This is a genomic window from Cellulomonas sp. JH27-2 (assembly GCF_014837175.1).
Lineage (GTDB): Bacteria > Actinomycetota > Actinomycetes > Actinomycetales > Cellulomonadaceae > Cellulomonas.
On the sequence record NZ_JACYFR010000003.1, the window covers coordinates 713,724 to 728,919 of the forward strand.

Consider the following 15,196-nt stretch of genomic DNA (forward strand, 5'->3'; position numbering starts at 1 on the left):
GTGGAGATCGACTGGGACGCGCTGCGCGCGGCCGCGACGGACGTGATGGGCAAGGCCTACGTGCCCTACTCGCACTTCCCGGTGGGGGCGGCGGCGCTGGTCGACGACGGCCGGGTCGTCGTCGGCTGCAACGTGGAGAACGCGAGCTACGGCGTGACGCTGTGCGCGGAGTGCTCCTTGGTCTCCGCGCTGGTGGTGGGAGGCGGTGGCCGGCTCGTCGCCTTCACGTGCGTCGACGGGCACGGCAACGTGCTGATGCCGTGCGGTCGCTGCCGTCAGCTCCTGTGGGAGCACGGCGGCGCACGGCTGCAGGTCGAGACCGTCAGCGGCGTCCGCCCCATGACCGAGGTGCTGCCCGACGCGTTCGGGCCGGCTGACCTGGACAGATGACCGTCAAGGGCACGTCGTCCTGCCTGGTAGGTTCTGCCCGTTCGTCACAAGAGTGACGAACGGTAGATACCAGGACAGGGGATTCATCGTGCGCAAGGTGATGTGGGGGGCGGCCGTGGTTGCGCTGACGGCCGGGAGCCTCGGCGCGGTCGCTGTGCCGGCTCAGGCGGCGACGACGTGCAAGGGGTCGACGTACGCCGGGGTCTGCTACGCGACGAGCTCGGTGGTGAAGCACACCAAGAAGGTCGAAGCGGTGGTTGTCAAGAACAACACCAAGAAGAAGAAGATCCACGCCAGCTGCGGGTTCTCGACCACGATCACACGCGAGTTCGAGGTCGGCGGTTCGGTCTCTGTGAGCGCGGGGTTCTCCAAGGACCTTGCGATCGCGAGCGTGGACGCGTCGACGACGATCGAGGTCCACGCGTCGCTGAAGCAGTCAGGGTCGCGCAGCTCGGACGTCGCTGGCGAGTTCGACCTGAACCCGGGTGAGCGCGTCGTCTGCTACCGGACGTACCAGTGGGTCAGTGCCAAGGTCACGCGGTCGACGTGGAACGGGTCGAAGCATTCGTCGCAGACCTACTCCGTGACCGTGCCCTCCCGCCTCGGGGCCGAGTTCGACGACTGAGCTCGACGTCGCATCCGTGGCGGCCCGTGTCGGTCGCCGCGGATGCGACGATGGGGGTGTGAACTCGAGCAGAAACGACTTCGACGCCGTGGAGGTGATCGTCGCCAAGCGCGACGGGCACCGGCTGAGCGACGAGCAGATCGACTGGGTCATCGACGCGTACACGCGCGGTGCGGTGGCCGAGGAGCAGATGTCCGCCCTGACCATGGCGATCCTGCTCAACGGCATGGACCGGGCGGAGATCGCGCGCTGGACCGCGGCGATGATCGCGTCGGGGGAGCGGATGTCGTTCTCGCACCTGAGCCGGCCCACGTCGGACAAGCACTCGACCGGCGGCGTGGGCGACAAGATCACGCTGCCGCTGGCCCCGCTGGTGGCGGTGTTCGACGTGGCCGTCCCGCAGCTGTCGGGCCGCGGGCTTGGCCACACCGGCGGCACGCTGGACAAGCTCGAGTCCATCCCGGGCTGGCGTGCGGCGCTGAGCAACGACGAGATGATGCGCCAGCTCGAGGACGTCGGCGCGGTGATCTGCCAGGCCGGGTCCGGGCTCGCGCCCGCCGACCGCAAGCTGTACGCGCTGCGCGACGTCACCGGCACGGTCGAGGCGATCCCCCTGATCGCGAGCTCGATCATGAGCAAGAAGATCGCCGAGGGCACGGGCTCGCTGGTGCTCGACGTCAAGGTCGGCTCGGGCGCCTTCATGAAGGACATCGACCGGGCCACGGAGCTCGCCCGGACCATGGTCGAGCTGGGCACCGACGCGGGCGTGCACACCGTCGCGCTGCTGACGGACATGGAGGTGCCGCTGGGCCTGACGGCTGGCAACGCGCTCGAGGTGCGGGAGTCGGTCGAGGTGCTGGCCGGCGGTGGCCCCGCGGACGTCGTCGAGCTGACGATCGCGTTGGCGCGCGAGATGCTCGACGCCGCCGGACGCCCGGACGCCGACCCGGCCGCGGCGCTCGCGGACGGTCGCGCGATGGACAGGTGGCGCGCCATGATCGAGGCGCAGGGCGGCGACGCGGACGCGGACCTTCCCGTCGCCCGTGAGACCGAGCAGGTGCTGGCGGAGGCGGACGGCGTGCTGACCACGCTCGACGCGTACGCCGTGGGCGTGGCGGCCTGGCGCCTGGGTGCCGGTCGAGCACGCAAGGAGGACCCCGTGCAGGCGGGCGCCGGCGTGGAGATCCACGCGCGGCCGGGTGACGCGGTCCGCAAGGGCCAGCCGCTGCTCACCCTGCACACCGACACCCCCGAGCGGTTCGAGCGTGCCCGCCAGGCGCTGGCCGGCGGCGTCGTCGTCGGGACCGCGGCCGACGTGACCGACCGCCCGCTGGTGATCGACCGCATCGGTGCCTGACTTCGCCTGTCCCGGTGCGCCCACGGGCGCGGCGGAGCACGATGGAGGTCTCCCGACCGAAGGAGGAACCATGAGCACCGTTCCCGGATCCGACGCCTGGCGCGACGCGGGCCTGGAGCCGAGCGCGTCCGACGAGCCCGTGCGGCTCGTCGACGACCTGGACCCGCCCGAGGACCCCGACGAGTACGAACCCGCGTTCGCGCGCCCCGACCTGGAGGGCGCGGCCGACGAGGCCGACGTCGTCGACCAGGACACCGAGGTGGCGCTCGACGACGACAACGGGCTCGCGTGACGGCAGAGGATCTCGCAGACCTGGTCCCGTCCCTGCCCAAGGTGCTGCTGCACGACCACCTGGACGGCGGCCTGCGCCCGGCGACCATCGTCGAGCTGGCTGCGCAGATCGGCCACGAGCTGCCCTCGGACGACCCCGACGAGCTGGCCCGTTGGTTCGTCGACGCGGCGAGCGCGGGCACGCTCGAGCGGTACCTGGAGACGTTCGAGCACACGATCGCCGTCATGCAGACCCCCGAGCACCTGCGGCGGGTGGCGCGCGAGGCGGTCCTGGACCTGGCCGCGGACGGCGTGGTGCTGGCGGAGATCCGCTACGCGCCCGAGCAGCATCTGCGGCGTGGGCTGTCGCTGCAGGAGGTCGTCGACGCGGTGCAGGCCGGGTTCGACGAGGGTGCCGAGGTGACGGGCATCCGCGTCGGGACCATCCTGTCCGCCATGCGGCACCTGGACAGGGCCGACGAGATCGCGGCGCTCGCGGTCGCGAACCGCGGCCGAGGCGTCGTGGGCTTCGACATCGCCGGCCCGGAAGCGGGCTTCCCGGCGTCGCGCCTGTCCTCCGCGTTCGACGTCGTCCGTGACGCGCTCCTGCCCGCCACCGTGCACGCGGGCGAGGCGGCGGGGGCCGACTCGATCGGCGACGCGATCCGGGCCGCGGGTGCGGTCCGGATCGGGCACGGCGTCGCGCTCGTCGAGGACGTGGGCGACGAGCTCGGGACGCTGGCCCACTGGGTGCGTGACCGCCGTGTCGCGCTCGAGCTGTGCCCGTCGTCGAACCTCCAGACCGGCGGCGCGGTCACCGTCGCCGCGCACCCTGTCACGCGCCTGCGTGCGCTCGGGTTCGCCGTGACCGTCAACACCGACAACCGCCTGCAGTCCGGCACGTCGCTGTCCCGCGAGCTCACGCTCCTGGTGCAGGAGGCGGGCTGGACGCTGGCCGACCTGGAGGACGTCGCGGTCACCGCCGCGATGGCGTCCTTCGCCCACCACGACGAGCGCGTCGCACTCGTCGAGACCGTGATCCGGCCCGCGTACGCCGCGGCCCGGGGAGGAAGGCACCGCGCATGAGCACCGATCCCGCCACGCTGGCCCAGCTCGTCGACCACACGCTGCTCAAGCCCGAGGCGACGCGCGACGACGTCGCCGGCCTGATCGCCGAGGGCGTACGCCTGGGGGTGTACTCCGTCTGCATCTCCCCGTCGTTCCTTCCCGTCGACGCGGGCGGCCTCAAGGTGGCCACGGTCTGCGGCTTCCCGTCGGGCAAGCACCGCACGCCGGTGAAGGCGGCGGAGGCCGCGCAGTCGGTGGCGGACGGGGCCGACGAGGTCGACATGGTCATCGACGTCGGTGCCGCGATCGAGGGGCGGTACGACGACGTGCAGGCGGACATCGCCGCCGTCCGGGCCGCCACCGAGGGGGTCGTGCTCAAGGTCATCATCGAGTCCGCCGCACTGTCCGACGACGCCATCGTCGCCGTCTGCCGCGCCGCGCAGGCCGCGGGCGCGGACTTCGTGAAGACGTCCACGGGCTTCCACCCGGCCGGGGGCGCGACCGTGCACGCCGTGCGGCTGATGCGCGAGACCGTCGGTGACGCCCTGGGCGTCAAGGCGTCCGGCGGGATCCGGACCGCGGAGGCGGCGCTGGCGATGGTCGACGCCGGTGCGACCCGCCTGGGCCTGTCCGGCACCGCGGCCGTGCTCGCGGGCCTCGAGGCCGACGCGGGCTACTGACCTCGGCTCAGATCCCCAGCGCCGCGCGCATGTCGCTCGCCACCGCGTCCAGGCGGTGGCGGGCGTTGCGCCGGGCCTGCGTGACGGCGTCGTGGTCGGCATCGGGATCGACGGGCTCGATCACCTCGAGGTAGCACTTGACCTTGGGCTCGGTCCCGCTGGGCCGCACCACCACGCGCGTGCCGTCCTGCGTCAGCAGCCGCAGGCCGTCGGTCGCAGGCAGGCCACCGCGGTCGTCGTCCGTGCCGGCCGCCAGGTCGACGACCTCCGTGACGGGCGACCCGCCGATCGTCGCCGGCGGGCCGGAGCGGATGCGGTCCACGGTCGCGCCGATCTGGTCCAGGTCGGCGAAGCGCGCGGACACCTGGTCGCTCAGGTGCAGGCCGTGGGTCCGGGCCAGGTTGTCGAGCACCCAGAATACGGTGTGGCCCTGGGCCTTGAGACGTGCCGCCGCTCCCGCGACGAGCAGGGCCGCGCTGATCCCGTCCTTGTCGCGCACGTGCGCCGGGTCGACGCAGTACCCGAGCGCCTCCTCGTAGCCGAACACGAGCCCGTCGACGCGGGAGATCCACTTGAAGCCGGTGAGCGTCTGCGAGTGCTCGATCCCGGCCGAGCCCGCGATGCGGGCCAGCAGGCGGGAGGAGACGATGGACGACGCGAACCGCGCGCCCGGGTCGAGCGGCCCCTCGGACGCCGCGAGCCGGTCGGCGACCTCCGAGCCCAGCAGGGCGCCCGTCTCGTCGCCGTGCAGCATGCGCCAACCCTCCGCGGCGGCCGTGTCGGGGCCGCGGTGGAAGCGGGCGCGCAGGTCCTGCACGGCGGCGGCGCAGCGGTCCGCGTCGGGGTCGAGCGCGAGCACCAGGTCGGCCCGCTCGTCGGACGCGAGCCCCAGGGCCAGGTCGATCGCCCCCGGCTCCTCGGGGTTGGGGAACGCGACGCTCGGGAAGTCGCCGTCGGGCTCGGCCTGCTCGGGCACGACGAGGACGTCGGTGAACCCCGCCTCGGCGAGCACCCGCGCGGCGACCGCGCCACCCACGCCGTGCAGCGGGGTCAGGACGATGCGCAGGCCGGCGGCCGCGGCCCGATCGGCCGGGTCGGCGAGCGCGACGACCGCCCGGACGTACGCGTCGACGATGCCCTGGTCCAGCACCGTCCAGCCGTTCGCCGCGCGCGGCACGGAGGCGACCGACGGCACGCGCGCGATCTCGTGCGCGATGGCCTCGTCGACGGGCGCCACGATCTGCGCGCCCTGCCCGGCATCGGTGACCACCCGGCCGCCCAGGTACACCTTGTAGCCGTTGTCCTGCGGCGGGTTGTGCGACGCCGTGACCATGATCCCGGCGTCGGCGTCGAGGTGCCGGACCGCGAACGCGAGCACGGGCGTGGGCAGCGGTCCCGGCATCAGCCGGACATCGATGCCCACGGCGGTCAGGACCGCGGCGGTGTCGAGCGCGAAGTCGTGCGACTTGTGGCGGGCGTCGTAGCCGACGACGACGACCGGGGCGGGGCTCACGCCGTCGAGCTCGCCGAGCAGGTAGTCGGCGATCCCGGACGCGGCGCGGATGACGACGGCGCGGTTCATCCGGTGCGGGCCGCCGCCCAGCCGCCCGCGCAGGCCCGCGGTGCCGAACTGCAGCAGACCGCTGAACCGGTCGGCGAGCTCGTCGCGCGCCGCCCGCCGCGTCTGGAGCGTGAGCTGCTGCTGCGGGGTCGGGTCAGCGTCGTCGGTCAGGCCTTGCGGATCGCGGTCGGCGAGCTCGAGCAGGGCCCGCAGCTCGTCGGCCGTGTCACGGTCCGGGTCGTCGTCGATCCATGCCCTGACCTGCTGCTCCAGGTCAGCCCAGTCCTGCTCTGGCGTCGCGCCGTTGCCGTCCATGGAGCCACCGTAGTAGCGGCCGACGGTCCGAGCGCGTCAGAGGCGCTTGATGACCTCCGCCAGCAGCGCGCTGATCCGCGGCCCGGCGGCGGCGCCTGCCTCCAGCACCTCGGCGTGGGCGAGCGGCGTGGGGCTGATGCCGGCACCGAAGTTGGTCACCAGCGAGACGCCCAGCACCTCCAGGCCGGCGTGGCGCGCGGCGATCGCCTCGAGCGTCGTCGACATGCCGACCAGGTCCCCGCCCAGGACCCCGGCCATCCGCACCTCGGCCGGCGTCTCGTAGTGGGGCCCGGGGAACTGCACGTACACGCCCTCGCCCAGGCTCGCGTCGACCTCGTGCGCCAGGTCCCGCAGGCGCTGCGAGTACAGGTCGGTGAGGTCGACGAAGGTCGCGCCCTCCAGCGGCGAGGTCGCGGTCAGGTTGATGTGGTCGCGGATCAGGACGGGCGTGCCGGGGGTCCACTCGAGGTTGAGCCCGCCGCACCCGTTGGTGAGCACGACCGTCGTCGCGCCGGCGGCCGCAGCCGTGCGCACACCGTGCACGACGCGCCGCACGCCGCGGCCCTCGTACAGGTGCGTGCGCGAGCCCAGCACGAGCGCGTGCTTGCCCGTCGCCTCGATGCGCACCGACCGGATGACGCCGGTGTGCCCGACGACGGCCGCGGCGGAGAAACCGGGCACGTCGGTGCTCGGGATCTCGGCCACCGTCTCGCCCAGCAGGTCCGCCGCACCGCCCCACCCGGAACCGAGCACGAGGGCGACGTCGTGCCGCTCCACGCCGGTGGCCCGAGCCAGGTAGGCGGCCGCCTCGCGGGCGGCGTCGAACGGGTCGGTGGTGGGGTCGTCCAGGTCTGTGACGTCGCTCATGGCACGAGGCTAAACCCCTGCCGGAGCACCTGGGTGACGGCACAATGTTCCCTGTGAGCACACCCGCGGATGCGCCCGTGACCCCCGCCAGCCGTGTCGTCGTCGTCGGAGGTGGTCCGGGCGGGTACGAGGCGGCGCTCGTCGCCCGCCGCCTGGGTGCGGACGTGACCGTCGTCGAGCGTGCCGGGCTGGGTGGCGCGGCCGTGCTGACGGACGTCATGCCGTCCAAGACGCTCATCGCGACCGCGGAGTGGCTGACCATCGCGGACCGTGCCCCTGAGCTGGGCATCCGCACGGACGGGATGGCCGCGTCGGGTGCGGTTGCGCGGCACCACATCGACCTGGCCGCGGTGAACACCCGCGTCAAGGCGCTCGCGGCGGCGCAGAGCGCCGACATCCGCGGGCGGCTCGAGCGCGAGGGCGTCCGCATCCTGCTCGGCACGGGCCGGCTCGACGGCCCCACGCGCGTGCTCGTCAGCACGCAGGAGGGCGTGCCCGACGAGGTCCTCGAGGCCGACGTCGTGCTCGTCGCGACCGGCGCGACCCCCCGCGAGCTCCCCACGGCCCGACCGGACGGCGAGCGCATCCTCACCTGGACGCAGCTCTACGACCTGACCAGCCTGCCGGAGAAGCTCATCGTCGTCGGCTCGGGTGTCACGGGCGCCGAGTTCGCCGGGGCGTACACCTCGCTCGGTGCCGACGTCACGCTCGTCTCGTCGCGCAACCGCGTGCTGCCCGGTGAGGACGCCGACGCCGCCGAGCTGCTGGAGGGCGTGTTCAAGGGGCGCGGCATGACCGTGCTGTCGAAGTCGCGGGCCGAGGGTGCGCGGCGGACCGCCGACGGCGTCGTCGTGACCCTGGCGGACGGTCGGGAGGTGGAGGGTTCGCACGTGCTGTTCGCCGTGGGTTCCATCCCGACGACGGCCGGGATCGGGCTGGAGGAGGCGGGCGTGCGCCTGTCGCCGTCGGGCCACATCCAGGTGGACAAGGTGTCGCGCACGTCGGCACGCGGCATCTACGCGGCCGGTGACGTCACGGGCGTCCTGCCGCTCGCGTCGGTGGCCGCGACGCAGGGACGCATCGCCATGTCGCACGCGCTCGGCGACGCCGTGAAGCCGCTGTCGCTGCGCGGTGTGTCCGCCAACATCTTCACGGCGCCCGAGATCGCGACGGTCGGCCTGTCGGAGTCGCGGATGCAGGCGATGGACATGCCTTACACGGTCAGCATGCTGCCGATCGCACGCAACCCGCGCGCCAAGATGCTGGGCGTGCGCGAGGGCTTCATCAAGATCTTCGCCCACCCCGCGTCCGGGACGGTCCTGGGGGCGGTCCTCGTCGGCCCGCGCGCCAGCGAGTCCGTCTTCCCCCTCACCCTGGCGGTCACGCACCGCATGACGACGGACCAGGTCGCCGAGGCCATCACGGTCTACCCGTCGATGAGCGGGACGATCGCGGAGGTGGCCCGCATGCTCCACCACAAGGTGGAGGACTGACCCGGAGCGCAGCGATCGGTGGGGGCGAAGCACCCGCCGATCGCGGAGCGGAGGGTCAGTCCGACCACAAGCACAGGGACTGACGCGCAAGCCGCAGCACCCGGCTAGTGCGAAGCACCCGCCGATCGCGGAGCGGAGGGTCAAGCACAGGGACTGACTCACAGCGCAGGCTCAGAAGCGACCTGACCTCTCGACTCGCGGAATTCGTGTCGACGCGCGCGTTGCAACCCGCGAGTCGACGAGGAACCCGCGAGTCGAGGCGATCGGCCGGGTCAGCCCGCCGGGGTCGCGCGGGCGACGACCGGGAGGTGGTCGGACTGGCGCGGGGTCGTCAGCACCTCCATCTGGTCGAAGGTGACCTGCTGGCCGAAGATCCAGTCGATGCGGGCGTTCGGGTCGTCGCTGGGGGAGGTCAGCGCGTCAGGATCGCCGGCCGAGTCGACGGCGCTGACCCAGCCGGCGCCCTCGAGCAGGTCGATCTCGGGCCAGCCGGGCTCGGCGTTGAGGTCGCCGGCCACCAGGGACGGTCCGTCGACCGGCTCGTCGGCGAGGAGCGTGTCCAGCTGGTCCAGCCGCGTGGGGGTGTTCTCCTGGCGGTGCTGCAGGTGGACCGACGTCACGCGCAGCGCGCTGCCGTCGCGCGTGACCATCGTCGCGGACAGCGCGGATCTGTTCTGCGGCCCGGCGCCGTACGGCAGCGGGTGGACGACGACGTGCGCGAGCGCCGAGCGGGACAGGATCACGTTGCCGAACTGCCGGTCGGCGGCGGGCGCGAAGCGCATCGTCATGCCCAGCCGGTTGGCCAGCCACGTCGCCATGTCGGTGCCCCCGCCGAAGATCCAGCCGCGCTCCACCTCCTGGAGCGTCACGACGTCGGGGTGCTGGGCGGCGATGGTGCGGGCGATGCCCTCGAGGTCGACGGCCGTGCCCGGGCTGACGCCGTAGTGCAGGTTCCACGTGAGGATCGTCGGGGTGTCCGACGGCGCGCGGGCGGGGACGTCGGGTCCGGTGGTGCTGACGCCGACGGGGACGAGCGCGGCGAGCGCGAGCACGAGCGCGGGCGCCATGAGCCAGCGCATGGCGTTGATGCGGGGCGGGACGCGTTCGGTGGCGCGCCCGTCGGCCGCCGCGGCGTCAGCGACGCCGCGGCCGTCGGGGATCCGTCGCCGCAGGCCGGTGCCCGCCAGGACCGCTGCCGCGGCGACGACGACCCAGGCGTTGTCGACCGGCAGCGGGACGTCGTAGTCGAGCATGTACAGCACGAGGGGCACCACGGCGCCGACGCCCGTCAGCGCGACCACTCCCGCGGTACGCCAGACGCCGCGGGGTGTCACCTTGTGCTGCGTGAGCGCGACGGTCGCGACGATGCCGACGGCGAGCTGCAGCACCACGATCGCGACGAGCGACAGTGCGCCGGTCCACCACATGGTGCCCGCGGTCCCGAGGACGACGAGCGCGACGGCCGCCGGCCGGACCGCGCCCGGCCACGCCTCGGGCCGCAGCAGCAGCCAGATGGCGACGGACCCCGCCACCACCAGCAGCAGTCCCGCGATACCCAGCGAGATGCCCGTCTGCGACGCGACGAACGCGGGGTTGGCCAGGATCATCGCGGTCAGGGCCAGGAACGGGCCGAGCGTCCAGAGGCGACGCGGCCGGCCCGTCGCGGAGGCCGCGGCGGCGCGCGTGCCTGACAGGGAGCGGGCGGTGAGCAGGGGAGCCACGGCGATCACGACGGCCACGACCCACCCCGACCATCCCGGACGCCACACCGCGTCCCACGTGCCGAGGACCATCTGCAGCCCCACGGACAGGCCGCTCCCGAGCAGCAGACCGATCGCGGCCTGCCGCCCCCCGCCCGGTCGTCCGGCGACGAACGCGACCGCCAGCGTGAGCGTCCCGATCGCCAGGGCCACCGTGACCAGCCCGATCCAGAACAGCGCGTCGCCCGCGGCGGCCTGCGCCGCGAGGCGACCCACGGCGAGCGCGACGGCGGCGAGCAACACCGTGCGCGGCGAGGGTACGCCGGTCTCTCGTCGGGAGGCCAGCAAGGCGGCCGCCGCGACCAGGCCTGCCGCCGCGTACGTACCGATGGCGGTGCTGCCGGCTGCGAGCGCGCTCGTCGCGAACGCCCGGTCCAGCAGGGGGCCGCTGGCCCGGATCATCTCGAGGCCCGCGACCGTCAGCGTCGCCACCAACCACACGCGCGTCGGGATCCCGGCGTCGGGCGGCGTGGCCGCGGGACGTTCGTCGGCGGGCTGCTGGCTCACTCCTGCGAGGCTACCGCTCCCTCCGACGCGCTCCACGCCCGACGTCCGAGCAAGTGGTCGCTATGGCGACCACTTGCTCGGACGCTGGGGTGGTGACGGGTCAGGTGAAGAGGGCCTCGCCCACGAACGGCGACTGCGCGGTGGTCAGCGGCGTGCCGTCGGCGCCCATCACCAGCGACCCGTCGGGGACGCCGGGCGGGACGGCGAAGAGGCCTGAACCCGTGTGCACCAGGTACTCCATGAGGCCGTCGTTCCGCGAGAGCTGTGACTGCATCGGGATGAAGTGCGTGCGCGGGTCGGTGACGAACGCAAGGAAGAACAGCCCCGCGTCCAGCCGGCCCAGCGAGTCGTTGCCGTCGGTGAAGTTGTACCCGCGGCGCAGCAGACGGACGCCGTCGTTGAAGTCCGGGTGGGCGAGCCGCACGTGCGCGTCGGTGGCGATGAGCGGCTTGCCGTCGCCGCCCTGCTCGTCGAAGTCCGGCTCGGTGAACTCGGTCCCGCCCGACAGGGGCGCACCCTCGCCCTTGGTCCGCCCGACGAGCCCTTCCTGCTCCCGCAGCGACGTGCGGTCCCACTGCTCGATGCGCATGTTGATGCGCCGGGCGACGAGGTAGGAGCCGCCCGTCATCCACGCGGAGTCGCGCGAGTCCGCGTCGGCGGCGGACGACGGCACCCACACGTGCTCGTCGAGCGCGTTGGTCTCCTCGGCCTTGACGTTCGCGGTGCCGTCCTTGAAGCCGAACAGGTTGCGCGGCGTCTTCTGGGTGGTCGACGTCGACGCGGTCCGGCCGTAGCCGAGCTGGGTCCAGCGGATCGTCGCCGCACCGAACGCAGCGCGGGACAGGTTGCGGATGGCGTGGACCGCGACCTGCGGGTCGTCGGCGCACGCCTGCACCACCAGGTCGCCGCCCGTGCGAGCCGGGTCCAGGTCGTCGGACGCGAAGTGCGGGAGCTCGACGAGCGCGTCGGGGAGCCGATCGGCCAGAGCGAACCGGTCCGTGCCCGACGCATCGACGAAGAGCGTCCGGCCGAAGCCGAACGTCACGGTCAGCCCGGCCGGCGGGAGGTCGGCGGCCTCGCCCGTGTCGTCGGGCGGTGCGTCGTAGGGGCCCGACGACGGACCGTACGGACCCGCGCCCATGCCCTGGGTCATGCGTGCGGCCATCGTCGTCCACCGCCGCAGCAGCGCGACGAGGTCGTCGCGCGTGGTGCTCGGCGAGACGTCGAACGCCGCGAGGTACAGGCGGTCCTGCGCGGGCGTGTCGATGCCGGCTTGGTGCTCGCCGGTGAAGGCGTAGGTCGCCGCGGTGCCGGTGGCGGCGGAGGTCGTCGGCTGCGTGTGGCGACCGGCGACGTAGCCGCCCGCGAAGCCGGCGACGGCGAGGCCGCCGCCGAGGCCGAGCACGGCGCGACGGGTCAGCGTGACGGGGGCCTGCTCGCCCGCCCCGTCCGACGCGGGCGAGGCGTCGGACGGGTCGAGCGGCTGGTCGTCGCGGTGGTCCTGGGGGGAGGACACGGACGACTCAGGAACCGGTGACGGTGGTGGTCAGCTGGGACAGCGGCTCGGACAGGGCGTCCACGGCCGATGCCAGGGCCTTGACCTGGTCCTGGGTCAGCTTGTCGTAGGACGTGAAGCCCTTCTCGATCGAGCCCTGCTGCGCCAGCAGCGCGTCGACCTCGGCGAACCGCTGGTCGAGCTGCGCGGCCAGGTCGGGGTTCTTCTCCTTGACCACGTCGGCCAGGCCCTCGTAGCCGACGCGCGCGCCGTCGACGTTGGCCTGGAAGTCGTAGAGGTCCGTGTGCGACCAGATCTCCTCCTCGCCCGTGACCTTGCTGCTGGCGACCTCGTCGAGCAGCCCCTTGGCGCCGTTGGCGATCTGGAAGGCCTGGAACGTGAAGTCGGGCTTGTTGACCTCGTCGACGAGCTGCTGGACGTGCTTGACCAGGTCGTCGGCGGCCGCCTGCCGCTGCGCGTCGGTCAGCGGCGTGTACTCCTTGCCGCCGTTCGCCTCGGCGGTCGGCTGCCAGAGGTCCTTCTCGATGAGGTGCCAGCCGCTCCAGGTCTGGCCCTGCTCGACGTCGGCCTCGCGGGCGTCCGTCAGCGGGTCCAGGTCGCCGAACGACTCGGCGACCGGCTCGATGCGCTCCCAGTGGGCGCGCGTCGGGGCGTAGAGGGCCTTCGCCTTCTCGTCGTCGCCCGACGTGTAGGCCGCCGCGAACTCCTTGGTGCCCGCGATGAGCGCACCGACCTGGTCCTTCACGTACGCCACGTACTGCGTCTCGGCCGTCTTGAGCTGGTCGGCCGTGTCGCCCGTCGGGCCCACCGCCGTGCCCGAGTCCGTCACCGTGAACTTGGCGCGGATGCCGTCGCCCACCATGCCCGGCTTGCAGGCCGTCCAGTACGTGCCGGGCTTGGCCTGCACGACGAGGTCTCGGCTGATGCCGGGGCCGACGTTCTCCACCTCGGAGATGACGCGCAGGCCGTCCTCGGCCAGCAGGTAGAACTCGGTCACGTCGGAGCCGTCGTTCTTCACGCTGAACGTGATGTTGCCGCTGGGGGCCTCGCTCGACGAGACCTTGCAGGCGTCCGCGGTCGAGCTGACGGTCAGCGTGCCGGGTGGGGTCGAGCCACCCGCGGCGGACGCGGTGTCGTTGGAGACGCAGCCGGCGGCCAGGGGCAGGACGAGGGCGGCGAGCGCGAGCGCGCCGACGGTGGGGCGGGACATCGGACTCCTTCTCAGACGGTGGCCGGTGCCTGGGCAGGCGCGGCGGGAGCGGGGGTGTGGTGACCCCACGTGGTGCGGACGAAGATGGCAAGGACCGGCACCAGGTACGCGACGTACGCGACCAGCTGCAGCCAGGTGGTGGCCGGCGTGAAGTTGAAGATGCCCTTGAGCAACGTGCCGTACCAGCTGCTGGGCGGGACGGTGCTCGAGACGTCGAACGCCAGGTTGTTCAGGCCCGGCAGGATGCCGGCCTCCTGCAGGTCGTGGACGCCGTAGGAGAGGACCCCGGCGGCGACGAAGACGAGGAAGAGTCCCGTCCAGGCGAAGAACACCCGCAGGTTGAGCTTGACCGCGCCCCGGTACATGAGCCAGGCCAGCAGGACGGCGGTGGCGATGCCGAGCGCGGCACCGAGCAGCGGCTTCGTCGTCGAGCTCGTAGCCTTGGCGCCGGCCCACAGGAACAGCGCGGTCTCCAGGCCCTCGCGGCCCACGGCCAGCAGGGCCATGACGACGACCGCCTTGCGGCCCGCCGCGATCGCGTCATCGAGCTTGTGCTGCAGGTCCGACTTGAGATGGCGGGCCGTCTTGGCCATCCAGAAGATCATCCAGGTGATGAGCCCGACGGCGACGATCGAGAGCGTCCCGCCGATGGCCTCCTGCGCCTCGAACGACAGCCCGTTCGGGCCGAACGTCAGCAGTGCGCCGAACGCCAGCGACGCGGCGGCGGCGACGGTCACGCCCACCCACAGCGCGGGGAGCAGGTCGCGGCGACCGGTCTTGACCAGGTAGGCCACGAGGATGCTGACGACCAGCGCGGCTTCCAGTCCTTCGCGCAGACCGATGAGGTAGTTGGCGACCATGGGTTCTCCGACGTTCGGGGCCGACCCGCGGACGGGTCGCGGCGCCCGGTGGGGCGACGGATGAGGAAAGGCTTGCCTCACCGACGGGGGACACTACTCCGGGTAAGGCTCCCCTGACGACCACGGGCCGAAACTCGGACATGTGACGCGCGCCACCCCCGGTGCGGCGCGCGCGGCCGAGCCGACGCGTTCGTCGGCCCCGGGTCGTGCCTTAGCCCGGTGCGGGCGCCAGTCGGGCGCGCAGAATCGGCCAGGAGTCGGCGAACGCGGGGAGGAGCGGGAGCGAGTCGATCTCGTCGAGCGGGACCCAGCGGACCTCGTCGGACTCGGCGTCCGTGACGGCGGGGACGATCGGCGCGAGCTCGTCGGCGATGACCGTCGTGTAGGACCAGTCGGGGTGCTGCAGGACCCACGAGTCGCGTACGCCGACGGCGGCGGCGTCGATGCCCGCCTCCTCGTGGGCCTCGCGCAGCGCGGCCTGCTCGGCGCTCTCGTCGGGCTGCCGCGCACCGCCCGGCAGGCCCCAGGTCCCGCCGTGGTGGCTCCATGCGGCGCGGTGCTGCAGGACGACGTCCGTCGGTGTGCCGTCGGGGGACCGTCGGACCAGAAGCAGGCCCGCGGCGCCGTGCAGCCCCCAGTGCCGGTGCCCGCACGCGCAGTCGACCCACCCGTCGCCGGGCTGGCGCGGGTGGTCCGGCACGCGCTCGGCTCCCACGG

General features: G+C 73.1%; 14 protein-coding genes. 7 read left to right on the forward strand and 7 right to left on the reverse strand.

Translation table 11 applies throughout. From position 1 onward, the window contains the following. The 6 genes from IC607_RS12310 to deoC all read left to right on the forward strand — a co-directional run bounded on the left by IC607_RS12310 (position 1) and on the right by deoC (position 4,390). The gene (locus IC607_RS12310; RefSeq protein ID WP_191787641.1) at positions 1-390 is read left to right on the forward strand and encodes a cytidine deaminase; all 390 of its coding nucleotides are present in this window, start codon (positions 1-3) and stop codon (positions 388-390) included. Positions 391-478: 88 nt separating this feature from the next. Beyond that, positions 479-1,015 carry a hypothetical protein gene (locus IC607_RS12315; protein ID WP_191787642.1) on the forward strand — a complete coding sequence of 179 codons (537 nt, stop codon included), beginning with the start codon at positions 479-481 and terminating at the stop codon, positions 1,013-1,015. 58 nt (positions 1,016-1,073) lie between these two features. Next, entirely contained in the window at positions 1,074-2,372 is a 1,299-nt protein-coding gene (locus tag IC607_RS12320; protein ID WP_370526178.1) for a thymidine phosphorylase, read from the forward strand. Between the two features lie 70 nt (positions 2,373-2,442). Next, entirely contained in the window at positions 2,443-2,664 is a 222-nt protein-coding gene (locus IC607_RS12325; RefSeq protein WP_191787643.1) for a hypothetical protein, read from the forward strand. Further along, positions 2,661-3,728, forward strand: coding sequence for an adenosine deaminase (locus IC607_RS12330; protein WP_191787644.1), 1,068 nt, complete (start codon positions 2,661-2,663; stop codon positions 3,726-3,728). Before IC607_RS12325 ends, IC607_RS12330 begins: the two co-directional genes overlap by 4 nt. Next, positions 3,725-4,390: a deoxyribose-phosphate aldolase gene (gene deoC / locus IC607_RS12335; protein ID WP_191787645.1), complete on the forward strand. Its 666-nt coding sequence runs from the start codon at positions 3,725-3,727 to the stop codon at positions 4,388-4,390. The genes IC607_RS12330 and deoC overlap by 4 nt, the downstream gene beginning before the upstream one ends. A gap of 7 nt (positions 4,391-4,397) precedes the next feature. Here the strand turns inward: deoC and IC607_RS12340 are convergent, their stop codons facing one another. Both IC607_RS12340 and IC607_RS12345 read right to left on the reverse strand, forming a co-directional pair. Then, positions 4,398-6,266 (reverse strand): phospho-sugar mutase, encoded by a 1,869-nt coding sequence (locus tag IC607_RS12340; RefSeq protein ID WP_191787646.1) that lies wholly within the window; start codon positions 6,264-6,266, stop codon positions 4,398-4,400. 36 nt (positions 6,267-6,302) lie between these two features. After that, positions 6,303-7,133, reverse strand: coding sequence for a purine-nucleoside phosphorylase (locus tag IC607_RS12345; protein ID WP_191787647.1), 831 nt, complete (start codon positions 7,131-7,133; stop codon positions 6,303-6,305). A 53-nt stretch (positions 7,134-7,186) separates the two neighbouring features. On the opposite strand from IC607_RS12345, the gene IC607_RS12350 reads away from it, so the two are divergent. Continuing rightward, positions 7,187-8,626 carry an NAD(P)H-quinone dehydrogenase gene (locus IC607_RS12350; RefSeq protein WP_370526180.1) on the forward strand — a complete coding sequence of 480 codons (1,440 nt, stop codon included), beginning with the start codon at positions 7,187-7,189 and terminating at the stop codon, positions 8,624-8,626. 272 nt (positions 8,627-8,898) lie between these two features. Here IC607_RS12350 and IC607_RS17900 read toward each other — a convergent pair whose 3' ends face one another. The 5 genes from IC607_RS17900 to IC607_RS12375 all read right to left on the reverse strand — a co-directional run bounded on the left by IC607_RS17900 (position 8,899) and on the right by IC607_RS12375 (position 15,194). Further along, complete coding sequence (locus IC607_RS17900) at positions 8,899-10,893, reverse strand: endonuclease/exonuclease/phosphatase family protein (RefSeq protein WP_191787649.1); 1,995 nt, start codon at positions 10,891-10,893, stop codon at positions 8,899-8,901. A gap of 100 nt (positions 10,894-10,993) precedes the next feature. After that, positions 10,994-12,409 (reverse strand): iron uptake transporter deferrochelatase/peroxidase subunit, encoded by a 1,416-nt coding sequence (gene efeB, locus IC607_RS12360; protein WP_370526181.1) that lies wholly within the window; start codon positions 12,407-12,409, stop codon positions 10,994-10,996. A gap of 7 nt (positions 12,410-12,416) precedes the next feature. Next, a complete protein-coding gene (gene efeO, locus IC607_RS12365; protein WP_191787650.1) occupies positions 12,417-13,619 on the reverse strand; it encodes an iron uptake system protein EfeO in 1,203 nt (400 codons plus the stop codon). Positions 13,620-13,630: 11 nt separating this feature from the next. Continuing rightward, positions 13,631-14,479: an iron uptake transporter permease EfeU gene (efeU, locus tag IC607_RS12370; RefSeq protein WP_191787651.1), complete on the reverse strand. Its 849-nt coding sequence runs from the start codon at positions 14,477-14,479 to the stop codon at positions 13,631-13,633. 211 nt (positions 14,480-14,690) lie between these two features. Then, entirely contained in the window at positions 14,691-15,194 is a 504-nt protein-coding gene (locus tag IC607_RS12375) for an NUDIX domain-containing protein (RefSeq protein ID WP_370526182.1), read from the reverse strand. Between the last annotated feature and the right edge of the window lie 2 nt (positions 15,195-15,196).